This window comes from Citrobacter sp. Cb080, assembly GCF_030334745.1.
GTDB classification, from domain to species: domain Bacteria; phylum Pseudomonadota; class Gammaproteobacteria; order Enterobacterales; family Enterobacteriaceae; genus Citrobacter; species Citrobacter braakii.
On sequence record NZ_JAOWDG010000085.1, the window covers coordinates 68,606 to 91,397 of the forward strand.

A 22,792-nucleotide genomic window follows, 5' to 3' on the forward strand; every position below is an offset into this window, starting at 1 on the left:
AGTTACGCGTTTTCAGCCGGTTTTTCTTCAACGATGGGTCTCAAAGCCTGAAGCTCGGCGTTATCGTTTACCACCTGCTGTAGCAGCGCATCCAAATCGTCGTTACCATCCAGTTTGGTGAGCAGATCGCGCAGACGCTGCCGGGCAAGAAACAGTCGCTGAAGGGGTTTAACCTGATTGATAATATTGAGTGGAGAAAAATCATCGAACTCGTTAAAGCACAGCTCAACGTTCAATTTGCTGCCATCATTAGCCAGACGATTTTCAACCTGTATCGCCAGACGAGGTGAGAGGGAGGAAAGCACATCGTCAAAATTATCACGGTCAATTTCGACAAATCGCCGCTCACGTAATTTAGCGGGTGGGCATGCGGGATGTCCGGATAAATCAGCTAAAATACCAACAACTAAGGGAAGCTCTTTCTTCTCAATCGCGCCACCTGTTTCCACATCATACGTTATTTGCACGCGCGGCGGCCTAATACGGTTGAGTTTATGCTGAATGCTCTCGGCCATATTTAATCCTTTTTATTGCAATAGTATCCCTGGCACGACATTTACCGCACCATTATTCGAAAATTCATATTCATGAATAACTAGCCGTATTATAAAAAACACAACACCCAATAAATATCAACTTAATTTTTTACTTTTCACACAAAAAAATAAATTGTTTGATAAAAATCAATTAACAAAAAATTAACCAATAAAAATCAACATGTTGCAATTAAAATTGATTATAAAATAATACTTTGCACTGAAAATATAAATTTAGTGAATATTTAAATGTTAAAAAAATTTATTACTTAAGACTCATCCAATGATGATTTAAGTCAAAAAAACAACCCCCACCATTAATTACCTTATTAATGACAATATAAAAGGACTTTATATGACAAACGGCCTATGCCATCCAGCCAATATAATATTAATCAGTATTTTAATTTTACTGAGTAGCGGTTGTTCATTATGGCAAAACCGTGTGGCATTTAATGATGTGGTCATTGAAACCGCAGCAGATGCAAACGATAACACGCCAGTCGCCGTGGATATTGTCGCGATTGCCGATAATGCGTTACTGCCAACCGTACAATCGCTGAGTGCGACACAGTGGTTTAACGCCAAATCACAACTCCTGCGCGATAGCCCTGACGGGTTGCATGTCTGGTCGCTGGAGCTGGTGCCGGATTCGCGTTTTGTGACCAAAAGCTCCCCTCTGCACGGCGTTAAGGCAGAGGCAATTCTGCTGTTTGCCCGCTACAGCAGCGCAGGAGAACACCGATTAACACTGGAAAAAGCAGATTCACTGCATCTGTTACTAATGACGGATGAAGCCGTCCTGGCACCATGAACAAGGAAGGGACTATGAGCACAATTCCGGCAATGGTTTGCTGGTATGAAGGGATGGCAATGCTACCTCAACATTTCCAGTTGCAGGCATTGCGTAATGAAACACTTTGTGCCGCGCTCACCGGGTGCGCTAATCCGTGGTTCTGGGGCGTCAACCGGCTCCAGATTGACGAGGCTGCGCTGTGTGCAGGAACGCTGCGTATTTTGCGCCTGGAGGCGATGATGCCCGATGGCACGCCGGTCAATTATGACATTAGCGACGATTTATCGCTGGAGTTTGACTGCGCCCGCTTGCTGCCTGCCGTACCAGACAGTGAACATATCCTTTGGCTGGCGCTGCCGCCGCTAAACCGTGCCGGACAGTGGCAGTTGATGAATAGCCGCTATCGCTCAGTCAACAGCGCCCCGCTACCTGACCTGAGTAGCGGTGAATTCCCCGAGAGCATTTCGCAATGGCAGCCCGTACCGCGTCTGGTTTGCCAGCACGATCGCGCTGATTTCGTCTGTCTGCCGCTGCTGCAGGTTGTGTATAGCGAAGGTGGATTTCGTCAGAGCGAGTGGTTTCCCCCCTCTCCCGCCTTCAACGAAGAGAGTTATCTGGCACGCCAAACCCGACAACTCTGCCTGCAGGCAAGAGAAAAAATTCTGTTTCTGAGCCGTGAAATGCAGTTGGCGCAACACGGACAACGCACCAACGACTGGCTATGGCTTACGCTGTCACTGCATAGTATCCAGGGGGCGTTGCCGCTGGTGGAAAGCTTGCTCAGCAGCGGGCGGCCACATCCACAGGATCTTTACCGCGCGCTGTGTCTCTTTATCGGACAAACGGCAATACTGACTCAGGATAAAACGCTGCCCCTGCTGCCAACCTTTGATTATCAGAACATGCTGCCCGCATTTGCCTCTCTTTTCACCGTACTGAAAAACCAGTTGGCGCATATTCATCGCCGCTATCAGCGGCTGAATTTCAGCAAGCTGGATAACTCTTTTTCACTGCAACTCCCTACAGATATCCACGCGGGAGAGCAGGTGGTGATAGGCCTGCTGATGCCCGGAGACAACGCCTCCAAAGCTGAAAAGTGGTTACAAATGAGTCTTATCACCAGCCAACCCTTTGTACCTGTTCTGCGTCGTCAGCGGATGCACGGGATGACTTTCACGCCGCTGGCTGCAGAGCAGAGCAGTGACTGGGAAATCGACGGCAAGGTGGCCCTGTTTACCCTGACCCTTACCATCCAGTGGTTTGAAAAAGGGACGCCGTTGGTTATTGCCCCATTGCATGAAACAGAGGATATGCCGCAGCAGATCATGCTCTACCGTCAGGAGGATCGCCATGACAATCGCCAATCCTGATATGCCTGCCAGCCGTCTGTTTGATGAGATTTACACCCGCTGGCTGGCGCAGTTTGAACGCTGGAAACGCACTCCGCTACCGCCAGATGAGTTGCATAATCAGGCCCTTGTATACGCCAGTCAGGTGGTAGAAGAGTATAACCGACGCCTGACCCGCGAACTGGGTTCGCCGTTTCAGCAGCAGATTGACGCGTCCGTTTATGCCCTGGTCGCGCTGATTGATGAGTCCGTACTCTATGGTGACTGGCCCGCGCTCTCCCTGTGGCAGTCCTGCCCGCTGGAGTATCATTTGTGGCAAACCCATAGCGCTGGGGACCAGATCCCCCGCCAGATCACCGCTCTGCTCAATGAACGTAACCCAGGAAAGCGGGATTTAGCCGCGCTGTATTTGCGCTGCCTGACGCTGGGGTTTGGTTCCCGACGTGGCGATTTTAACCTGCAGAATCATCAGGAAACCTGCCGCCTGCTGTGGCATTTTGCCTTTCAGCATGACGCTCAGCTCAGTGATATTGCCGAACGCATGGAATCGACCGCGCTGGGGACGCCTTTACACCTTCCGGCGCATCGCCGCCTGCCAGACAATTCGCGCCTGCATCTCATCGCCCTCGTAATACTTTTGGCGTTATTGCTGTTGAGTCAGCGACTGTGGCTAAGTATTGAAGATGCCATCGGCGTAAATTCGCTGCCAGATTTCCCGGTAACCCAGTCCTGCCAGGGAGATGATAAGTGACGCAACCCTGGCTTACGCTACTGATTATTCTCCTGGTGCTGTTGGCGATGACTCTCTGGTGCGTCTGGTGGCAATGGGAATACCGAAACGATACGTTCAACCGTGCGCAAAAGGAGATCCAGCGAGCCTGTACCAGTCAGGATCCTTACGACAGCGTGCGAATCCTGATGCTTGGCGACGAAGAGGATAACCGTCTGCTGTGCCGCAGTTGGTCACTTACCGACGGCCAGGAATACTGGTTCGGGCAATGGTGGTTTAATCCTCAGTGCAGCCTTCTGTGCCTGCCGCAAACGCTACAAACCGTTGGGAAGAAGCGGCTAATCCGTCAGAATGACTGGCAGAAGACGCTGTCTGCGTTGGTGAAAAGCCGCCCCCAGCGACCACTGGATGCACTGATTATCACCCTTTCATTAGAGACGCTGCATGACGATGATACCGTCCGCGCCAGCTTATTGCATAACTGTCAGCAGTTGCAGCAGGTGTGCGGACTGAGTCTGCCAATTTACCTGATCATCAGCGGCATGGAATCACTGGAAGGTACAGCCGATCTGCTGGAGCTATTGCCGGAAGATGCTCGCCGCAGTCCGATTGGCAGCACGATTCCGGTCGCCAGAGAAGCCATTTGGAAACCGCAGTGGATCGACAATGCGCTGGACAATACCCGGACTTCTCTGCGGCTGTTCATCACCGAGCTTGGCGCGCTGCGAGGCAACACGCCGGAGGAATTATTCCGCTTGCCAGAAAGCTTCCCGCCGCTTGCCGCACCGTTGCATGACGCTTTTGACGCCCTGTTTAACAGTCATGCCCGCGATGAGCCACCGCAGCTGCGCGGGATCTGGTTTGTTGCCCGTACGCTGGACCATGACAAACCACAGATGCAGTTTTGTCAGTCGCTACTGAGCAGCAAAATTACCGCTGAGCGCGGTCTCGCGCTTCCGGTGCGCCGTTTGCTGCGCGTGAATTTACGCCGCCATTTCATCACTCTCGCGTGCTATAGCTGCCTTTGCGTTCTTTGGCTTGTCGCGATGACCTGGAGTTGGCAATACCAGCACACCCATGCCGTACTATTGCACGATCGTCTGCAGGTCCTCGCCACAGCCGTCCGGGCCGATATCACTGGTGAGCGTTCCACCGCGCTGTACTGGCGCGTTCTCAATGGCATTCCACAGTGGCAGTTTCGTTCCATCGTCTGGCCCGGCTCGCTGTTCAGCCGCACCGATACAAAATTGCGCGAGACGTTTAACAACGTCACCCTGGCTAGCCTGCTGGTACCAGCCACCAACAGTATCTGCCTGCAAAATCACAATGAAAGGGGCTTTGAGCAGGACGATTTGCTACCCGAAGAGCGTTACCGGCAAATTCAGAACTTGCTCACTCAGGCAAAACAAATGGAGTCGCGCTATTTGCCGTTGCTACAATTAATGCAGATGAAGCAACCGACTGTGCAGACGTTGGCAAACGTCAGCGCCAGCGTTTGGGGCGTGACCGTTGACACCGACTCTTTACCCTCCCAGGAAAAGCTCAACGAGATGTTTGCCACTCTCAATCTCTCGCGTCTGAAATTACCCGACGCTAGCGAGCTGACTCAGCGCAACAGCGTACTTTTTTCTCACGAAACCATGCGCTGGCTGGAGCAAAACTATGGCAATACCAGCCTGGATAACAACGAAGAGCAGCTCGAACAACTGTTGGCGCTGTTTGGCAATGGCACCGGGGTTACCCCCTTGTTCGTCCGCTCGCTGGTCCGCCAGGTCAGCCGCTTACAAGCAACACTGACGACCATTAATAACCTGAGTCGTGACGCAACAAATTCGCCAATCAGACTGCCACTGGATGAGCTGCTCACGCAGGCACGAACCCTTAGGCTTATCGACAACAGCGTGGTTCAGGAACTGCTCCGCCACGAAACCCTACTGCGCCAACGCTTTCTGGCGCAGGTTGATGGCTCCAGGCTGCACTTCTCCTCATTAACCGAGCAATCCCCGGAAGGACAATTCAGCGTATCGCCGGATCTTCTGGCATTACAAAAAAGTTTGCGTGATTTACTTAACCAACCCTTCTGGCAGCAGGGGGCAAGCCAGCCTACCGAGCTCTCCGTCGGTTATCCTGGCAACCTGCAACTTCAGCAGGCGCTGGCGCTGTATGGCGGATTTGAACGATTTATGCAGCAGCTTCCAGACAGCATCTGGCGACCTAAAATCACCATGCTGGCGCGACAGGCGGTGGAAAACGCCATACGTCAGACGCTATACACAGGGGCCACCGGAACCCCGGATAACAGCAATGTCAGCACCGCCAGCGCGGATTACATCATTGAAGCCTTCAACCAGCTTAATCGTCCTCAGCTTGCCATCGCATTGCGCCAACAAACGGCGGCCCAGGTGATTGCACGGGTGCGTCAGGACGGCAGCGCGTTACTTCCGCCGATTACCCCTCCGGCGGTCAATTACGCGACGACAGAACAGGCGCAGGCCAGCGGACAGAAAATTATCGGATGGGCTAGCGCCCAGGCAGAACAAATCTCTGGCGCATTAACCCGCTATAAGCAGGATATTGACTGGCTCGATAAACAGCGCCCATGGCTAAGCGCGACGGATAACCAGCTTATCGTTCGCTGGAGCAATTCACTGGCGACCATGAAGCGGCTGCAACAACAGGATCCTGCCAGTTCGCCGATGCAGATGGCGGCCCTTGCTGCCGCGCTGCCGACGCTCTCTGCGCAGAACTGCCAGAGTGAACTGACGCAGTTTCGCACCGCCAGCAGTAACGATTTTTACGGTCAGTCGCTGAACGCGCTGGCAGACGCATCATTGCAAAAATGTCAGCAGTTACGCCAACAGGCCAGCATTGGTGCGGTACAGAAGATCTTCAATCTGTACAACACCTGGCTTGCAGGGCGCTTCCCCTTTACCGCCGTGCCGCACTCAACAGATGCAGATGTCGATCGGGTACGTGAACTGACTCTTTTGCTGGCGCAACTCCCCGCCGAAACGCTATCCGAACAGCCGCCACTCATTCAACAACTGGCAGCGGCACAGCCGTTACTGTCGGCGTTGGTCAGCCCTGAAGGCGTGACGTTACGGGTTATCTGGCGGACCTCACGCAACCATGAGGCTGGCGCGGATCAGATTGCCGACTGGCGGCTTGTTGGCAATCAACAATCGATTAGCTACCCCGGCGGCACGACTGACCTGCACTGGCGCAGCGGTGATAGTCTGAACTTTAGTCTGCGCTGGGCAGCCAATTCCGCATGGCGTCCAATGCCAGGCCTGTCACAGACAGGCGTAACGGTAAGCGGTGATACTGGTCGTTGGCGCTGGCAGGGAGCGTGGGCACTGCTCAGGATGATTGAACAACAGCGCGTCGGTGGCGCGCCGACGCAACCGCTGCCGCTGCGTTTTTCGCTCCCCGTGGGCGATGGTCAGAAGCAATTGCAGTCAACCGTATTTTGGCAGGTCACGTTGTTAGATGCCCAAAGCAAAGCGCCGCTACCATGGATACCGCTTACCGAGCAGGGATTATCAGGAGGAAAATGATGGAACATATTGAGGCATTACTGGCCCCCATTCAGGCGGATAATCCGTGCGGGGACTCTATCCGTTATTCACCAGAGTTCGACCAGTTGGTCGCCGCCCGCCAGCAGGATGACGAAACGCTGCCCACCGGCGTCTGGCAAAGTACGCCGCGCCGCGCCGACTGGGATGAAGTCGCCAAAATCGCCACTGTGCTGACGAAAACGCTCAGTAAGGATCTGGTCATTATGAGCTGGTTGGGTGAGGCATGGATTAGAGTTCACGGCTTAGCAGCCCTGCCCAATGCGCTGGAATTAGTGGCCCTGGCGCTGGAGCAATACCCGGAGCAATTACATCCTAAAATTAAAGAAGGTGACTATGACTATCGCGCCGCGCCACTGTGCTGGATAGCGCAACATTACGCCACGCTGGTCGCTGAATCCCCGCTGTTTATAGCTCATGGGGAAAACATCTCCCTGATCCAGTGGCAGCAGGGAAAATTAGCTGACGTTCCGCTGCCTGGCGCGGACGAGGCCACCATATTATCCCTGACATCCAGCATGGAGTGGCTCCAACGGCTCAACAACGTCTGTCAGAGTTGGCCTACCGAATCGGCACCTTCATTTAATGTACTGGAGCAAAAAATCAAAACCTGCCTGCAGGCGTTGGGCAACACCTTGCCGGAACAGTCGCAACCTGTCGGGCAAGAAGCCGCATCAACGGTCAGCAACGGCGCCACGTTTCTTCACCGCGAAGAGGCGTATCAGATGATTAAACAGGTGGCAGACTATCTGGCGCGTACCGAGCCCCACAGTCCGGTACCGTATCTACTGTACCGGGCCTATACCTGGGGACATACACCACTGCCGGAACTGCTCAATGAACTGATCACCAGCGACGAATCCGCTCGCCGACTGTGGAGACAATTGGGGGTACTGCCATGAGTTGTCCTGCCGTATGTACAGGTGCGATGCTGCAATGCTCGTTTGGCATAGCGCCCGCCACACTGAACGTGTTGCCCACCAGCCGAACTATCGTCAACAGCCTGCCGATGGCGAATATTATGGATAACAAACCATTTGTAAACATTCTGCCGTTCGGCATGTGCAACAGCATCGCCAACCCGACCGTTGCTGCCGCAACCGCCGCGGCGCTCGGCGTGCTGACGCCAATGCCGTGCATTCCTGCCACCATTGCGCCATGGATGCCCGGTTCACCGACGATAATAGTCGGCAATGCGCCGGCTCTTACTGCGCAATCGCAGTTAATGTGCGCCTGGGGTGGGTTGATTCAAATTAGCTTTCCCGGGCAGTTAACGACCGTCGTCGCGTGATGTTATCCTCTTGAAATTAAGGGTAACAGTTGCAGGAGACGACGCAGCAAGATAGTTGCAGCGTCGTTAAAAACGGCTCACACACTCCATTGCAACCGTTTTGAACTCGCTGAAATTCCGGCACGCGCAGAGCCGCGTCATCGCGCGCTCGCGCAGGAAGGTGACGAAAATATCGTAGATCGCCATCGCTTCTTCGTATTCGCTTTTGCTGATGGCGAGCAGGAAGATCACATGCGCCGTTTCATCCCCCCAGGCGATACCCCGCGGGGCGAGGATGGTGTAGACCACCGTTTTCTTTGCCAGCAGACCGAGGGCGTGCGGCAGGGCAATGCTGTCACCCAGCATGGTGCTGACGATGGCCTCACGTTCAACCACCGAATCAAGAAACTCCGCATCGACAAAGCCTTCATCCTGCAACTGGCGACATAAAACGTTGAACAACGTTTGTTGATCCATTGGCTCATCGATCACACGAAAATGGGCAGCATCGAAGAATTTGTTCAACATCCACGGACGGGTTCTGTCGACCAGCACCAGTTTGCCAATTTGCTCCAGTTGATAATCGGTAGGGAACGGTGCAATCATCACCACAGGCTTATCTTTTTCACCAACCCGCGCGGTAGAGATGACGAAATCTTCGCTGATGCTTTCCCGCTGTTCGTAGTCGCGTAGCGTCACGGTATCAACGATTTCTATCTGCGGATACTTACGCGCCAGCACCGCCTCAATCATCCGCAGCATCGCATTTCCAGCATCGCATACCAGCAGAACTTTCGGCTGCCTCTGGTAACCGATGTTGTAACTACGCTCCAGCCCGACGCCAATATGCAGCACAAGGAAGCCAATCTCATTTTCACTGATGGTGTACGGCGTATATTTTCCCCATCCCGAGACGGCGGCCAGCGTCATGTCCCACGCCATCGGGTAGTGCTGTTTAATATTTTCCAGTAGCGGATTGGGGATCATTATCTGGTAACGCACCCGGGTGATCATCGTCTTAATATGCGTCAGCAGATCAGCATGTAACTGTTTGTCATTCAACAGGTTGTAGTTGTACTGGCTGTTGATAAAACGCAGGATGTAATTGACCAGCGCTTCGTCATCATCCGCATTGATGGCGCTGGGGGCGATCTCTTGTACCTGGCGGGCGGCGATATGCACCTGCAGCCAGTTCTCTTCGGAAACGGTAAGCGGTTTATCCGCCAGTCGGTGCAATACCGCTGCGATTTCCCGCGTGGCCAGGCACACTGATTGCTCGGCTTCTTCTGCGGCAAATTCCGGGAGGGGATACCCTTCGCTAATCCGCCGTACCGCCACCGCGCAGTACAACCGCAAAAACAGCTCACCCTCATCGGTCAGGCGAATGTGAAAACGGGCAAAAATATCCTGCAAAACAGGTTGTAGCTGTTCAGGGATCCCGGCATTTAGTGCCTCTTGCGTCACTAGCGGGTGCTGTGGATCCTGCTGTGCCAGCGTCCATAGCAGATCGGTCAAACAGGCGCGGATCGCCATCTCGCTGCCAAACAGCTTCATACCGTGACGGGGGCGCGTTTCCAGCGTCAGATGATAACGTTGCAGATGCTCGCGCACCTCAGCCATATCGTTTTGCAGCGTCGCGCGGCTGATAAACCATTCATCAGCCAAATCCTCCAGCTTCAGCGAAAAGGCCGACGTCAGAAAACGAACCACCAGCCAGTGCACCCGCTCCTGGCTGGTGCGCGGGATGCGCAGCAACGCGTCTGGCCGCTGCGTTTGCAGGGCATGATAACGTGCCGGGTCGTCAATTTTGAGTTGATAACCGTTACCCCGGCTGAGGACAAACTGCGCGCCGTACTGGGTGAGCAGCGCGTTTAGCGCAGTGATATCCGCCCGTACGGTGCGTGTGGAAACCGACAACCGCTGCGCCAGCTCGTCCTGTGGAAGCGCTTCGTTTTGCAGCATGCCAAACAGCTGCGCTAAACGTTGGTTGGGGAATCGCACGTCAGTTTCCTCATCAGTCAGTTAGCCTACGCAGGCCCGGGTCATCGCCATCAGCTGGCGCACGTCGTCCGGTCGGGTGTTACCACTCACCTTATCAATAATCGAACTATAGATGTGAGGAATGATTTTGCTCACTCCGGCATCCAGGGCGATCTGCAAAATTTCAGTGAAATTATCCAGATCGATACCGCCAGTTGGCTCCAGCCAGAAGTCATGACGGGCGCAGGCCTGGGCGACTGCAACGTACTCCTCACGGCACTTCAGGCCGCCCATTGGGAAGTATTTAATCGAGCTCCCCCCATGTCTTTGAGCAACGCAATCGCGGTTTCTACCGGCACAATGCCGTCCGGCGTCTGGCTGCTCAGCGGACCGGTGGAGATTTTCACCCTGCCCGGAGTGCCGGTTGGCGAGACCAGACCGTTGACCACCGTCTCCTTCTGACCCAGCAGCGCGCGGCTGGTCGCCACGCCGGTAAAGACCTGATTAACATGCTGTGGCTGCACCTGACGGGAGATTTCACTGACTATCGCCGACTGGTTGGGATCGCCCGCCCCTAGCCCCACGGAGAGGGCATTGTCGATAAGCGCTGCGTATTCACGCATATCCGCAACCGCGCTTGCGACATCCGGGTAATTTTTTGACAACACACCGACCAGCACGTGTCCTTCCGCCGCCGCGTAAATATCCCGGGCATTTTCTTTGGAGCCCGCCAGCACGTTCAGGCAGACGCGGTCGCGATAAAAGTTAGGGGTCAGTTTCATGCTTTTTTCTCCTGCGAAATCACTTCACCAATTCGACGGGCCACAATCTCCAGTTGCGCGCGATCCACGCTGCGCACATCGGCTTCGATAATGCCTTCGTTAGCTTTGTAACCACGGAAGTAAATCGCGTACTCTCCCTGCTTGAGCGCGTCGACCAGTTCACCTGTGGCGATCCCGGTTACCGCTTCGTCAAACTTAATTTCCGTGCGCGCGATGTCGCGCCCTGCGCTGTCCCACACCACGCGGGCGCTTACGCCGTGAAGCTGGTTTAACGCATTAATGAACGGCGTCATTTTCTCGACCATCTCCGCGCCGCTCTCTTTCTGCGCGTTCAGATACAGTTCGATGGCGCAGGTCAGGCCAAGAATCCCCTCTTTACCCACCTTCATCGCCCGGCCAATCCCCGCGGTCTGGCGCTTCACCCACTCAACGTATTGGGTTTTGCCAATCACCAGGCCGCTGGTTGGCCCTTCAATCGCTTTCGCACCGCTATAAATCACCAGATCCGCACCAACCCGGTAGTAGCACTGCAAATCCTCTTCCGCTGCCGCATCCACGATTAGCGGCAGATTATGCGTACGCGCCACCACCGCAGCCTGTTCCACGCTGAGCATGCTTTTCTGGACGCAGTGGTGAGATTTGATATACAGAATGGCCGCCGTGCGTGGCGTAATGGCCGCCGCCAACTGAGTGGCGGAACATTCGTTGGCATAACCCGCTTCCACTAGCTTGCCGCCGCCGAGCGCCACCATGGTGCCAACCGGAGCGCCAAAGTTGACGTTGTGGCCTCTGGGCAGCACGATTTCGTTGTTCTCGATCGGCGCGACGTGCAGGTTCTCCAGCAGCCAGTCGCTGTCCTTAACCAGCACTCCAGCCACTGACAGGGCGATTCCGGCCGAAGCGCAGGAGACGACGGTTGCCCCTTCCACCTCCAGCAATTTTGCAATGTAGTCACCGGTCTTATTGACCAGGTCTTTCATCTCAAAATATTGATTCATCCCCGCCATTGCGGCCTCAACCACTTCTGGTCGTGGCGTAGAAACGCCGAGCGCCGTCATGCGGCCTGAGGTGTTAATCACCTGTTTTAAATTGTATTTCTCAAAAATCGAAGGCATGTTCCGCGCTCCCTTGTTCGGTCATATAGCCCTTGCCCGCACGTATTGCGGCAAGCGGCACCAGCAGTTGTTCAGCCTGCAGGCTGTCGTTTTCTGCATCTACCAGCACGGTTGGCTGGCGCTTAAGCGTAAAGAGGGTTAAATCGGCATCCAGACCAACCTGCAGCCGCCCTTTCTGTTTCAGGCGCAGACCATCGGCGGCATTGGCAGTAACGCACTCAATGACCTGCGGGAGCGACATCCCAATGGCGAGAAATTTCGACATCACATTCGCCAGGGAATACACCGGGCCGCTGATACGGTTGCGACAATAAATATCGGAGCTGATGGTGTGCGGCAAAATGCCCAGACCAATAGCGCGTTTTGCCACCGCAAAGCTCAGGCTGGCGGTGCCATGCCCAACGTCCAGACGCACACCGCGTGAAATCGCCCGCGTCACTGACGCCCGCAACTCGCCTTGCGGCGTCAGAATGCGATTCGGCTTACCGTTGTAGCAGTGGGTAATGATGTCGCCCGCGGTCAGGCGTTCGGCGATCTCATCCAGATCCGGCGGATTGTTGCCGATGTGCACCATCAGCGGCAGGTCACCGTTCTGCGCTTGCATCGCTTTGGCGCGCTCCAGCGGCGTAATGCCGTTTTCACCGACCACGCTGCTGCTCATGCGTACCTTCAGGCCGACGATAAAATCAGGATGGCGCTTCACCGCCTGTCGAACCGCATCGGCGTCAATGTTGGCCATATTAGCCAGCTCGTTCTGGGCGATAAGCCCAACGCGGGAAATATTCAGCAGCGCATACACTTTGGTGGTCGCTTCCCGGGTCAGGGTATAAAAATCATCGATATCATCCGCCCCGGTACTGCCCGCATCCACCACCGTGGTAACGCCGGTAGCTATACCGACGCTGTCCGGCTGGTCGTGATAAATCGGGGATTTCGGATAGCAGTGAACGTGGGAATCAATCCAACCTGCGCTGACGTAGTACTCGCCGCCCAGTTCGATGGTTTTCAGCGCCGGGCCATCAACGTCGCCCAACGCCGCAATTTTGCCGTCTTTGAGCGCAATATCGCTCACCGTATCGTCAACGAGGCGCGCACGGCGCAGGAGTAAATCAAACATCGCTCTCTCCTTTGCCGGATGGCGGCGCAACTGCCTCATCCGGCCTACAAATCAACAGTTAGCTAATGGCAATCGGGAAGATGGACCCGAGGATCATCGCCCCAAGGATCGCCCCGCCGGTGATCGGTTTCTGCCACAGGTAAAACAGCAGCGCGCCCGCCAGTGAACCGATGCCGATAGGGATAGACGCCGTCATCGCGCTGAGGATAATCAATGGTCCGAGGAAGCGGCCAGAGGCGTTACCGGCCCCCATCATGACATCTGCACCGTAGGTCGAGTCGCTCTGGTTGATGGTGAACTTACGCGCCAGAATAATGATGTAGCCAATCGCCAGACCAATCACCAGACCGGTGACCAGCGACGCTGCGAAGTTGGCAACCGGGAAGATAATACCTGCGCCCAACAGCAGCGCCGGAACACCTAACCCGACCCCGGTCTGAATAGCCCCGCCAATATCCAGAATCCCCACCAGCGAACCTTCAATGATGCGGGCAAACAGGAAGCTTGCACCAAATGCCGCCACCGCCCCGTAGGAGCCGGTGTCCATTCCCGCCTTCAGCATCGCCACAAAAGCGACTTCGTTAAATGCGCCAATACCGTACAGGTAGTACATGTGCGTTCCGGCAAATACGCCAGAGGAGAGCAGACCAACGAAGATCGGGAACGACCAGTCAGCGAACCAAAAACCTTTATTCTGTTCCATGATGGCCTCCGTTATTTGCCGCTGAGCGAGTTGTGGATCAGTTCGAGCCAGTTAGGCACGGTCAGATGGAAGGATTCGATCATCTTCATGTCGAAGCCGCGGAAGAAGCCGCTCAGGACAAACAGCGCGACGATAGCCACCATCATCACTTTAGTGACGTGGTTCCAGCCGCTCTCTTCCACGCCTTTACCGATCAGAATGCCAAGGACCAGACCCGGAACGGCGTTGCCCATAATCAGCTGCGCCGCGCCGCCAAAGACGGTGGCCCAGAAGCCTGATTTTTTACCGGCATCGATCGCCGCCAGCCAGAAGATCACCGGCATCACGGTGTTGACCAGCAGGTTAGCCGCAGGCACCAGCACCTTGACGGCGGTCACCTGCAACGCTTCCGGTACGGATGACGCTGTGAGGTTCAGGAAGGTCACGACGATCATCCCGATAACACCGCAGGCAATCGCCATGCGCTTGGGATCGTGCAGCGTTTCACCGACGTTGCGGTTTTTAACCATCAGCGCAGCAGCGCCCCAGTTGGGGATGATGCGATGGTCGACGTCTTGAGTGAACGCCCCCGCCGCAACGGAGGAAGCCCAGGCGTTAAAGAAAAAGCCCAGGCCGAACGAGAAGTGAGAAGCCGGATCCCCTTCGCAGGAATTCAGTTCTCCCAGAGTACGAAACGCGCCCATCCCTTGAGTGGTAGGCGCATGAAACATGCGTGCAGCCCCAGCGCCGACACCGACGCCAACCAGGCCGCCGATGATGAGCGATTTTATTAATATTATCAGGAACATAATTATGCCTTTTAATAAAGAATCAGCGTTGCGTAACGAAATCCACCTTGTCGAGATTGATGGCAGTCACGTTGACGGTCACGTCCAGCTCCACGCTGAAGGTGCGTCTTTCCCGGCGCAAAAAGAGGAATAAAAATGCCTCTTTGCGCACCGATTCACGCGCTTGAACAACCTGCACATCCTGTGGCTCAATACGCAGTAAGATATGCGGCGACGCTTTCATCACCGCTGCCTGAACGTGGTTCAGGGCATCGGCAAAGGCGCGCGCTTTGGCCTCGCCCTTGCCAGTGACTCTCACCGTGGTGGTGAATTGTTCTTTCATGCTTAAGCGCCGTGTTTCTTTTGCCACGCCTGTACCAGGCGCTCACCGAGTTCTTCTTTGTCCATAAAACCGAACCCCAGCACGTTGCAACCTTCGTTGATGGCCGTGACCCCTTCATCAACCGAGCGCATGCCGTATTTCGCCTTGTAGCCGTATTTGGTCTGCGCGGTAATCGCACCCGCGCCGCCACTGCCGCAAAACGAGATACCAAAGGTGGCGTTTTCCGCTTTCATCACGTCACCCAGCTTCATATCTGCCGCAACGCCCGGCACCACAACCGCACGGCCGCCCGCTTTCTCAACGCCTGCCGCCACTTTCTGGCCTTTACCCAGACGATCGCCAATCACTACGGTAATCTGTTCCATCTTTTGCTCCTTAAAGGTTGTCTTTCGCGACTTCGAAGTGCACCGACAGCAGCCAGGCCTCTTCCTCAGGAAGATTGCCAAACTCAGCGACCACGTCACGGGCAAGCGCCATTGATTCGGCAGAAATTTCATCAAACAAGCTGGCATCGACTTCTGGTAAGGGTTCACCCGTTACCGAGCGGTGCGCCATGGCGCGAACATGCGACGTCAGCATCTGTTCCTGTACAGCGTTGGGAATAATGTGGCGTTCACGCAGCAAGGCATACACCTGCGCCAGCATGCGGTCGGCCAGTTCCACCGATTCCCCCATGTCATTCATTACAGCTCCGTTATTCACTCGTCTTACCCCCTAGTGGCTCTGAGGGTAACTTAGCGGCGGGGGTTAAAAGTTTGTAGCGAGTTGTTTTCCACTTCGAAGTGGAAAGGGGCGCAGCGATAGTGATCTGTGCCGCAAAAAGGGCCGGGACCACGATTAATCACTGGAAGAATGTGATTGAGATCGCAAGAGTGAGCAGCAAAATGGAAGGAAATGCGAACAATGAATGGACGATAAAAATGAAAAAATGTGATGGGGATAGCGTTTACTTATGGGATGCAGGGGCGCAGCGTCTTATCCGGCCTACGGTTATGCAGGCCGGATAGAGTAGATTAGCGGAACTTCTTGTGGTTTTCGTTGCGCGTTTTTTTCAGGTCTTCCGCAACGGCTTTCGCCTCTTTGACTTTACCTTCGTTCGCCAGTTTAAGCGCGCCGTCAATCTGACCGATCAGCGTGTCAAAGCCGTGGCGGAAATCTTTCATCTCCGCACTGTCCGGGGATTTGCTCTCCAGCTTCGGTGGCGTTCCCTTTTGAGCATCCAGCGCGGCTGCACGCATTTTGGTCAACGCGTCTTTCAGTTCAGTCGCATTGTCCGTTTTTTCGACGACATTCAGGTTGTCGTTGAGGATCCCCATGTCATCTTCGAGATCGGCTGCAAACGCAGAAGAACCAAGAACCAGCGTTGAAGCCGCGACGATCGCTAACAGGTGTTTACGCATTGCTCACTTCCTTTTTTATTATTAAAAAATTAACGCCTTAACGAGTATCATTGCCCGGCGATTTTCATCTCCGGTAACAATACCGAACCACACTGAATATTACTGCGCGTTTCAATATCGTTGCCTACGGTCACAATATTGCGCCACATCTCTTTTAAGTTCCCGGCGATGGTAATTTCACTCACCGGATACTGAATTTCGCCGTTTTCGACCCAAAAACCCGCCGCGCCGCGCGAGTAATCGCCGGTAATGCCGCTAACGCCCTGCCCCATCAGCTCGGTAACCACAAGACCTGTGCCCATCTCTTTGAGCAACTGCTCGAAGCTTAGACCCTGTCCCGGAATTCGCCAGTTGTGGATCCCGCCCGCATGACCGGTGCTCTTCAGTCCCAGCTTACGTGCGGAATAGTTGGTCAGCAGCCATTGGGTCAGCACGCCGTCTTTAACAATGTCACGGCGTTCGGTCCGTACGCCTTCGCTGTCGAACGGCGACGACGCCAGCCCTTTCAGCAGGTGCGGATGTTCTTCAATAGTCAGCCATTCCGGCAGAATTTGTTTGCCCAGCGAGTCGAGCAGGAAGGTGGATTTACGGTACACCGAACCACCGGCAATCGCGCCGACCAGATGTCCGAACAGCCCAGTCGCCACTTCGTTGGCAAAAATCACCGGTGCTTTCATGGTGGAAAGTTTACGCGGAGAGAGGCGAGATAAGGTGCGGCGAGCACAGTCTGCCCCCACCCATTCCGGCGTTTGCAGATCGCCCATCGCCCGGCCAATGGTGTAGGCGTAATCACGCTCCATATCGCCATTTTCTTCCGCGATGACGCAGCTGGAAAGAGAGTGACGCGTGGAACAGTAGCCCTGCAGCATCCCGTGACTATTACCAAACACTTTGATGCCATAGTGGCTGTTAAAACTGCCACCCTCGGTATTGGTGATACGCTTATCGGCCTGTAGCGCCGCCTGTTCAGCGCGGGCTGCCAGTTCGATAGCTTCGTCAGGGGAAACTTCCGCCGGGTGGAACAGATCCAAATCGGGCGCATCAAAGGCCAGCAGTTCTTTATCTGCCACGCCCGCGCACGGGTCCGGTGAGGTGTAACGTGCAATATCCAGCGCAGCCTGCACGGTACGTGCAATCGCCTGCGGGCTTAAATCGGTGGACGATGCGCTGCCCTTACGGTTTTGGTGATAAACCGTAATCCCCAGCGCGCCATCGCTATTGAATTCTACGTTCTCCACTTCACCATAACGGGTGCTGACGCTAATACCCGTGGTCTTGCTCACAGCGACTTCCGCGCCATCCGACTTACCTGACGCTAATTCCAGTGCCGTCGAGACCGCTTCTTCCAGAATCTTACGCTGCGCTTCAACTTGTGAGATTACTTTCATCGCAAATGCCATAATGTAGAGAGAGTTTCTCTGAAGTCTAACAGAGAACCGTTTTTCAGTGCGCATCTTAACTGGTAACATTAGCCTCTTTTTTTAAGGAGCCTGACATGACTAAGCAGCCCGAAGACTGGCTCGACGACGTTCCCGGTGATGACATCGAAGACGAAGACGATGAAATTATCTGGGTCAGTAAAAGTGAAATAAAACGTGACGCCGAGGAGTTAAAACACCTGGGTGTGGAACTGGTAAAACTGGGGAAAAACGCGCTGGATAAGATCCCGCTCGACGCGGATTTACGTGCCGCGATTGAGTTGGCCCAGCGTATTAAGATGGAAGGTCGCCGCCGCCAGCTGCAGCTGATTGGCAAAATGTTGCGCCAGCGCGATGTTGATCCTATCCGTCAGGCGCTGGACAAGCTGAAAAACCGTCACAACCAACAGGTTGTACTGTTTCACAAGCTTGAGCAACTGCGCGATCGCCTGATCGCCGAAGGTGATGATGCGGTAGCGGAAGTGCTGAACCTGTGGCCAAACGCCGATCGCCAGCAGCTTCGTTCTCTGGTTCGCAATGCGAAGAAAGAGCAAGAAGGCAACAAGCCGCCGAAATCAGCACGTCAGATTTTCCAGTATCTGCGTGAACTGGCGGAAAACGAAATCTAACCTCTTCGTCTGCAGAAAGTGCCGGATGATGTAAATACTTCATCCGGCCTGGATTCTGTGCTCTTACTGCTGGGGCTGCATTTCGCCCATAGCGTTCTCTGACTGACTCTCTTCATGCAGATACTGCTTATCTAAAATCTTCACGAACGGTGTATAAATCGCGGTGGCGATAACCAGATTCACGGCCTGTAAAACAATGCCTGAAATCCCGGTGGTGAGGAAACCAGAAATAAAGATCGGCGTTGTCCAGGGAATGGAGATACCAGAGGTGGGGGGAACCCAGCCGAATGCGATAACCACATAAGTAACCGTACACAGCACCATTGGGGTAATGATAAACGGGATAAGCATCAGCGGATTAAGCACGATTGGCAAACCAAAAATAACCGGCTCATTAATGTTAAAAATTGCCGCCGGTGCCGCCAGCCGTGAGAGCTGCTTTAATCGCGTACTTTTGGCAACCATAAAGATGCTAATCAACAGTGCCCCGGTAAAACCCGTACCGCCGGCAATCAAATAGACATCCCTGAACTGCTGAGTAATGATGTTGGTCGCTACCAGCCCGGCCTGAGTTTGCGCCAGGTTCTGCGCACTGAGCGTTTGCCAGATAGGCCCCATTACGGATGTCATGATAGAGTCGCCATGGATCCCAAAGAACCAGAAGAAACTGATCATCATCTCAGCAATCAGTTGCGATAAGAGGGAATTCCCCAGATACAGCAACGGCTGTTGCAGCATGACGCTGATAAATTTCCCCGGCGTACCAAAAGGCGTGTTCTCAAACAGCACCTTGACGATAATCCAGAACAGTAGCACTAAGAAGATAGGTACCAGCGATTTAAACGACCTGGCAATCTCTGGCGGGACACTCGCAGGCATCTTGATGGTAAAAGCCCTGTTTTCCAGAAACTGAACCACCTTGATGGTGACCACAGTAACGATAATCCCTAAGAACATCGATTCAGAGCTAAAGTCGAGCAGCGCGTAAGCATCGGCGACGATTTCTCCCGATCCTGTCGTAATATGACCAGGCGACATTAAGAAGAAGATCGCCACTGGTAAAATAGCGGAACTTTGGCTGAGATTAAGCTTTTCAACTAACTCCTTTGAGAAGGTGATAATCACCAGCAGCGTCATTAATCCGTAGCTGGCGTTAATCCCGTAATTGAGCTTATCCAGCACGCCTTCCCCTAACAGCGAACTCATAAACTCGTGATAGCCGTTAACAGGAAAGTTGGTTAACAATACGAAAAATGAACCGACAATCAAAAAGGGAATCAGGGCAATAAACGCATTTTTTAGTGCGGTCAGGTAGATGTTTGACGAGATTTTCTCGGCCAGTGGCAACATCTTTTGTTCGAGTAGAGAGGTTATGCTCATGCCCGCTTACCCTATAAGGTTTTTTGTCACGTAATAATTAACCTGCGGGAACTGCTTGATATAGATGGCAGGAACCTGAGTGTGGTGCGCATCGCCGTTAACAATCTCCTGATAAATATCTTTTTTCGTATCGTGGTTGATGATGACAATCACTTTTCCAGCCTTGATGATTTTATTCAGCCCGACGGTAATACCCTCGGTGAGGGTGACATCTCCGGAGAAGTATTTATGGCTGGCGACGTTAATTGTTACGTCATCCAGTTCAGTTTGTAGATAATCCTCATCAAACGGCACGCCCGGCTCGTTTAAGCCGATATGCCCGTTCATTCCCACGCCCAGAATTACATAGTCAAACTCTTCACCGTTGAGCGCGGTTTGGTAATGGGCAATATTTTGTGCCGTAGAGGCAAACGGATTGAAATGGACTAACCGCACCGGATAGGCACATTTGTGCACAAAGTCCTGATTAATCATGTTCAGACAACTGCCATCTGATTCGCTGGGCACGTTGACCCACTCATCCAGCGCAAAGAAGGTAAGGCGTTCGGCAAACGGTGTCGCTGCCAGTGCTTCGTAAATCCAGTGAGGCGTGCTACCGGAGGGGATCAGCACGCGAGAATGTGGTTTGAGCGCGGATAGCTCACTAACGACCTGTTCAGCCAGCGCGGCATTGGTATCAAACGTTGTACATTTCATCCGTTTCTTCTCGCTATTAAAGTGATTCAATCTTTTTGGCGAATAAAGGAAGATACTTTTTATTGGCCAGCAGCATCTCTTTGACTAACGCCACGCCCGAAGTGTCGCTTGAGCATAATGGGTTGAAAATAAAGCCTGAAATAAGCGCTTGATAATCGCCGGTGGCGGCGGCTTTGACGATCAGCGCTTCATAGTCTTTCATCATGGAAACAATCCCTTTCGCAGGAGATGGGATCTCGCCAGTACAAATTGGAATCGGACCATTACGGGTAAGCACACAGTTCACTTCAACTACCGCCTCTTCCGGTAAATTAGTGATAGCACCATCGTTTCGAACGTTGACGGTTTGAATGCTCTTATCGTCGAGGTAAATAGCGCGAATAACGTTCAGCGCGGCGGTGGAATAAAGCGCACCGCCGCGGGCTTCCAGCTCTTTAGGCTTATCCTGAAGCGTAACGTCGCTGTATTTTTTAAACAGTTCGGCTTCGATATTTTTGACGATCTCACCCCGTGATTGCTCGGCTGCTTCCTGCTCGGCCAGCATTTCAGTCGTCTTAAGGTAGTATTTTAAATAGGAAGAGGGGATCAGATTGGTGGCGGCCAGCAGCTCTTTATTAAACTGCTCATTGCTGATGTTTTTAAAGCTCAGTGCATCGACGTCGGCGGCGTTGATTATCTCGATGGTTTCGCGGGTACGGTCGACGCCGTTATGCAAAATTTTGGTAATAAAGTTCATATGGTTGGAGCCTTTGAACTCGACGTATAAATCCTCTACGTTGGCATTCAGCAGCCCGGCCACCTGATGGGTCATATTGACAGGACCATTGCACAGGCCGATGACCCGATTGTTGTGGCTGTATTTGAGTACCGCTTCTGTCACCATGGAAGCTGGATTGGTGAAGTTAATCAGCCAGGCGTTTGGACAAATCGCCTTCATTTCATTCGCTATTTCAATGATGACCGGAATGGTGCGCAGAGCTTTGAACATCCCGCCCGCACCGTTGGTTTCCTGGCCAATAAAACCGTATGACTTCGGCAGTTTTTCATCAACGATTCGGGCATCGATACCACCGACGCGCAGTTGAGTCACCACGAAGTCGGCACCCAGCAGCGCTGTTTTGCGGTCAAAAGTTTGGATGACATCAATTGGTAAATTTGCTTTGGCAAGCATTCTTTTGGTGAGGTCGAAAATGATGTTCATTTTCTCTTTACCCATTTCAACGTCGACAAAAGCGATGTGAGAGATGGGAAGCTGGTGGTAGTTTTTAATTACCCCTTCAATCAGTTCTGGCGTATAGCTGCTACCCGCACCAATCACCACGAGTTTTAGTTTTTTCATTAGTCTTCTACTTTTGAATTAAATTTCAACGACACTTTTCTGACATTGGATAAATGGAAAAGCATAATATCTACGATGGCTATCTGGATCGGATAGCTTATATTTTCGAAAGCAGTATCTTTAATAATGGCGTTTTTGTAGATCAAGACCGCATCGGCCTTAAGCGCCAGCGTAGAGTTTTCCCGGCTGGTAATCGCGGCCACCTTGATGCCGTTTTTTCTGGCATTAAAAATTATCTCTTCCAGCATTTCTGACTCACCGCTGTTGGAAACAATCAGCATACAATCGTTAGCGGTCAGAAAGCGGCTGCGGACATTACAGTTGGTGTAGTCGGTTTCATTGAGGATATTAAAGCCCAGCACCATCAAATTATAGCTAACATAGTTCGCCACGCTATCTGATGTACCGTATCCCCAGGTGATAATCGTATTGCAGTCGGACAAAAAATCACAAAAGACTTTGACTTTATTCTCAGACACTCTGGTTAAAGCATCCTGCATTTCTTGTATATATTCGCTAACAAACGCGTTATGGTGCTGCGAGTTTTGCGATCTGGAGAATACGTCCCGAATGTTGACCTTAAACTCCTGGAAATTATTAAAGCCTAATTTCTTTACCAACTTAGAAATAGATGGCGCGGTAGTATAAACGCGATCTGCCAGTTCATGAATTTTCATTTTATAAACATCAGCAGGGTTCTCCTGACAGAATTTATAAACTCGCAGTTCGTTATTGGTTAAATTTTTTCGCATGGAGCGCACCTTTTATTATGTGGCACTTACGCCACATTGGCTCTCGAGGGGATATTAGCAAGGGAAAAGCGGAAATAGATTTTATGATTTAGAAATTAATTTCTGCGATCTGAGT

22 protein-coding genes and 1 pseudogene are annotated in these 22,792 nt (G+C 53.0%); 7 read left to right on the plus strand and 16 right to left on the minus strand.

The genetic code is table 11. The features are described 5' to 3' along the window. Positions 1 to 2: 2 nt before the first annotated feature. A complete protein-coding gene (tssB, locus tag OGV38_RS24360; RefSeq protein ID WP_016155549.1) occupies positions 3 to 515 on the minus strand; it encodes a type VI secretion system contractile sheath small subunit in 513 nt (170 codons plus the stop codon). 466 nt (positions 516 to 981) lie between these two features. Here tssB and OGV38_RS24365 point away from each other — a divergent pair, with 466 nt between their 5' ends. Genes OGV38_RS24365 through OGV38_RS24390 form a run of 6 tightly spaced genes read left to right on the plus strand, consistent with a single transcriptional unit; the run spans position 982 to position 8,277 of the window. Continuing rightward, a complete protein-coding gene (locus OGV38_RS24365) occupies positions 982 to 1,350 on the plus strand; it encodes a T6SS protein Cts2N (RefSeq protein ID WP_225836825.1) in 369 nt (122 codons plus the stop codon). Positions 1,351 to 1,364: 14 nt separating this feature from the next. After that, a complete protein-coding gene (gene tssK / locus OGV38_RS24370; RefSeq protein ID WP_109017790.1) occupies positions 1,365 to 2,702 on the plus strand; it encodes a type VI secretion system baseplate subunit TssK in 1,338 nt (445 codons plus the stop codon). Further along, positions 2,683 to 3,432: a DotU family type IV/VI secretion system protein gene (locus OGV38_RS24375; protein ID WP_049043247.1), complete on the plus strand. Its 750-nt coding sequence runs from the start codon at positions 2,683 to 2,685 to the stop codon at positions 3,430 to 3,432. The genes tssK and OGV38_RS24375 overlap by 20 nt, the downstream gene beginning before the upstream one ends. Then, positions 3,429 to 6,968: a type VI secretion system protein gene (locus OGV38_RS24380; RefSeq protein ID WP_247799410.1), complete on the plus strand. Its 3,540-nt coding sequence runs from the start codon at positions 3,429 to 3,431 to the stop codon at positions 6,966 to 6,968. The genes OGV38_RS24375 and OGV38_RS24380 overlap by 4 nt, the downstream gene beginning before the upstream one ends. Then, entirely contained in the window at positions 6,965 to 7,888 is a 924-nt protein-coding gene (locus OGV38_RS24385) for a type VI secretion system protein TssA (RefSeq protein ID WP_249415449.1), read from the plus strand. Before OGV38_RS24380 ends, OGV38_RS24385 begins: the two co-directional genes overlap by 4 nt. Then, positions 7,885 to 8,277, plus strand: a complete 393-nt coding sequence (locus OGV38_RS24390) for a DUF4280 domain-containing protein (RefSeq protein ID WP_181635065.1) — start codon at positions 7,885 to 7,887, stop codon at positions 8,275 to 8,277. The genes OGV38_RS24385 and OGV38_RS24390 overlap by 4 nt, the downstream gene beginning before the upstream one ends. A 66-nt stretch (positions 8,278 to 8,343) precedes the next feature. On the opposite strand, the gene OGV38_RS24395 is transcribed toward OGV38_RS24390, so the two are convergent. The 11 genes and pseudogenes from OGV38_RS24395 to pmbA form a co-directional block, all read right to left on the minus strand. Continuing rightward, entirely contained in the window at positions 8,344 to 10,257 is a 1,914-nt protein-coding gene (locus OGV38_RS24395; RefSeq protein WP_181635066.1) for a BglG family transcription antiterminator, read from the minus strand. 21 nt (positions 10,258 to 10,278) lie between these two features. Then, positions 10,279 to 11,018: pseudogene (gene dagF, locus OGV38_RS24400) on the minus strand (2-dehydro-3-deoxy-phosphogluconate aldolase). Further along, positions 11,015 to 12,133: a DgaE family pyridoxal phosphate-dependent ammonia lyase gene (locus tag OGV38_RS24405; protein ID WP_047358559.1), complete on the minus strand. Its 1,119-nt coding sequence runs from the start codon at positions 12,131 to 12,133 to the stop codon at positions 11,015 to 11,017. Before OGV38_RS24405 ends, dagF begins: the two are co-directional and overlap by 4 nt. Next, complete coding sequence (locus tag OGV38_RS24410; protein ID WP_286475361.1) at positions 12,117 to 13,250, minus strand: amidohydrolase/deacetylase family metallohydrolase; 1,134 nt, start codon at positions 13,248 to 13,250, stop codon at positions 12,117 to 12,119. Before OGV38_RS24410 ends, OGV38_RS24405 begins: the two co-directional genes overlap by 17 nt. A gap of 58 nt (positions 13,251 to 13,308) precedes the next feature. Beyond that, the gene (locus OGV38_RS24415) at positions 13,309 to 13,953 is read right to left on the minus strand and encodes a DUF4310 family protein (protein WP_003830379.1); all 645 of its coding nucleotides are present in this window, start codon (positions 13,951 to 13,953) and stop codon (positions 13,309 to 13,311) included. An 11-nt stretch (positions 13,954 to 13,964) separates the two neighbouring features. Beyond that, the gene (locus tag OGV38_RS24420; RefSeq protein ID WP_005134210.1) at positions 13,965 to 14,741 is read right to left on the minus strand and encodes a DUF4311 domain-containing protein; all 777 of its coding nucleotides are present in this window, start codon (positions 14,739 to 14,741) and stop codon (positions 13,965 to 13,967) included. Between the two features lie 22 nt (positions 14,742 to 14,763). Beyond that, the gene (locus tag OGV38_RS24425; RefSeq protein ID WP_016151468.1) at positions 14,764 to 15,063 is read right to left on the minus strand and encodes a DUF4312 family protein; all 300 of its coding nucleotides are present in this window, start codon (positions 15,061 to 15,063) and stop codon (positions 14,764 to 14,766) included. Positions 15,064 to 15,065: 2 nt separating this feature from the next. Then, a complete protein-coding gene (locus OGV38_RS24430) occupies positions 15,066 to 15,428 on the minus strand; it encodes an SFCGS family glycine-rich protein (protein ID WP_003830384.1) in 363 nt (120 codons plus the stop codon). A 10-nt stretch (positions 15,429 to 15,438) separates the two neighbouring features. After that, entirely contained in the window at positions 15,439 to 15,747 is a 309-nt protein-coding gene (locus OGV38_RS24435) for a PRD domain-containing protein (protein ID WP_016151467.1), read from the minus strand. 329 nt (positions 15,748 to 16,076) lie between these two features. Continuing rightward, positions 16,077 to 16,463: a cytochrome b562 gene (gene cybC, locus OGV38_RS24440; protein WP_286475363.1), complete on the minus strand. Its 387-nt coding sequence runs from the start codon at positions 16,461 to 16,463 to the stop codon at positions 16,077 to 16,079. 47 nt (positions 16,464 to 16,510) lie between these two features. Then, entirely contained in the window at positions 16,511 to 17,863 is a 1,353-nt protein-coding gene (pmbA, locus tag OGV38_RS24445; protein WP_047358563.1) for a metalloprotease PmbA, read from the minus strand. 95 nt (positions 17,864 to 17,958) lie between these two features. Here pmbA and yjgA point away from each other — a divergent pair, with 95 nt between their 5' ends. Further along, positions 17,959 to 18,510: a ribosome biogenesis factor YjgA gene (gene yjgA, locus OGV38_RS24450; protein WP_016151465.1), complete on the plus strand. Its 552-nt coding sequence runs from the start codon at positions 17,959 to 17,961 to the stop codon at positions 18,508 to 18,510. Between the two features lie 63 nt (positions 18,511 to 18,573). Here yjgA and OGV38_RS24455 read toward each other — a convergent pair whose 3' ends face one another. Genes OGV38_RS24455 through OGV38_RS24470 form a run of 4 tightly spaced genes read right to left on the minus strand, consistent with a single transcriptional unit; the run spans position 18,574 to position 22,677 of the window. Further along, on the minus strand, positions 18,574 to 19,890 hold the full coding sequence (locus OGV38_RS24455; protein ID WP_016155539.1) for a PTS sugar transporter subunit IIC: 1,317 nt from the start codon (positions 19,888 to 19,890) through the stop codon (positions 18,574 to 18,576). A 6-nt stretch (positions 19,891 to 19,896) separates the two neighbouring features. Continuing rightward, positions 19,897 to 20,586 (minus strand): 6-phosphogluconolactonase, encoded by a 690-nt coding sequence (locus OGV38_RS24460; protein ID WP_016151463.1) that lies wholly within the window; start codon positions 20,584 to 20,586, stop codon positions 19,897 to 19,899. Between the two features lie 16 nt (positions 20,587 to 20,602). Next, complete coding sequence (locus OGV38_RS24465; protein ID WP_269518285.1) at positions 20,603 to 21,925, minus strand: 6-phospho-beta-glucosidase; 1,323 nt, start codon at positions 21,923 to 21,925, stop codon at positions 20,603 to 20,605. Next, positions 21,925 to 22,677 (minus strand): MurR/RpiR family transcriptional regulator, encoded by a 753-nt coding sequence (locus OGV38_RS24470; protein WP_016151461.1) that lies wholly within the window; start codon positions 22,675 to 22,677, stop codon positions 21,925 to 21,927. The genes OGV38_RS24465 and OGV38_RS24470 overlap by 1 nt, the downstream gene beginning before the upstream one ends. Positions 22,678 to 22,792: the final 115 nt, after the last annotated feature.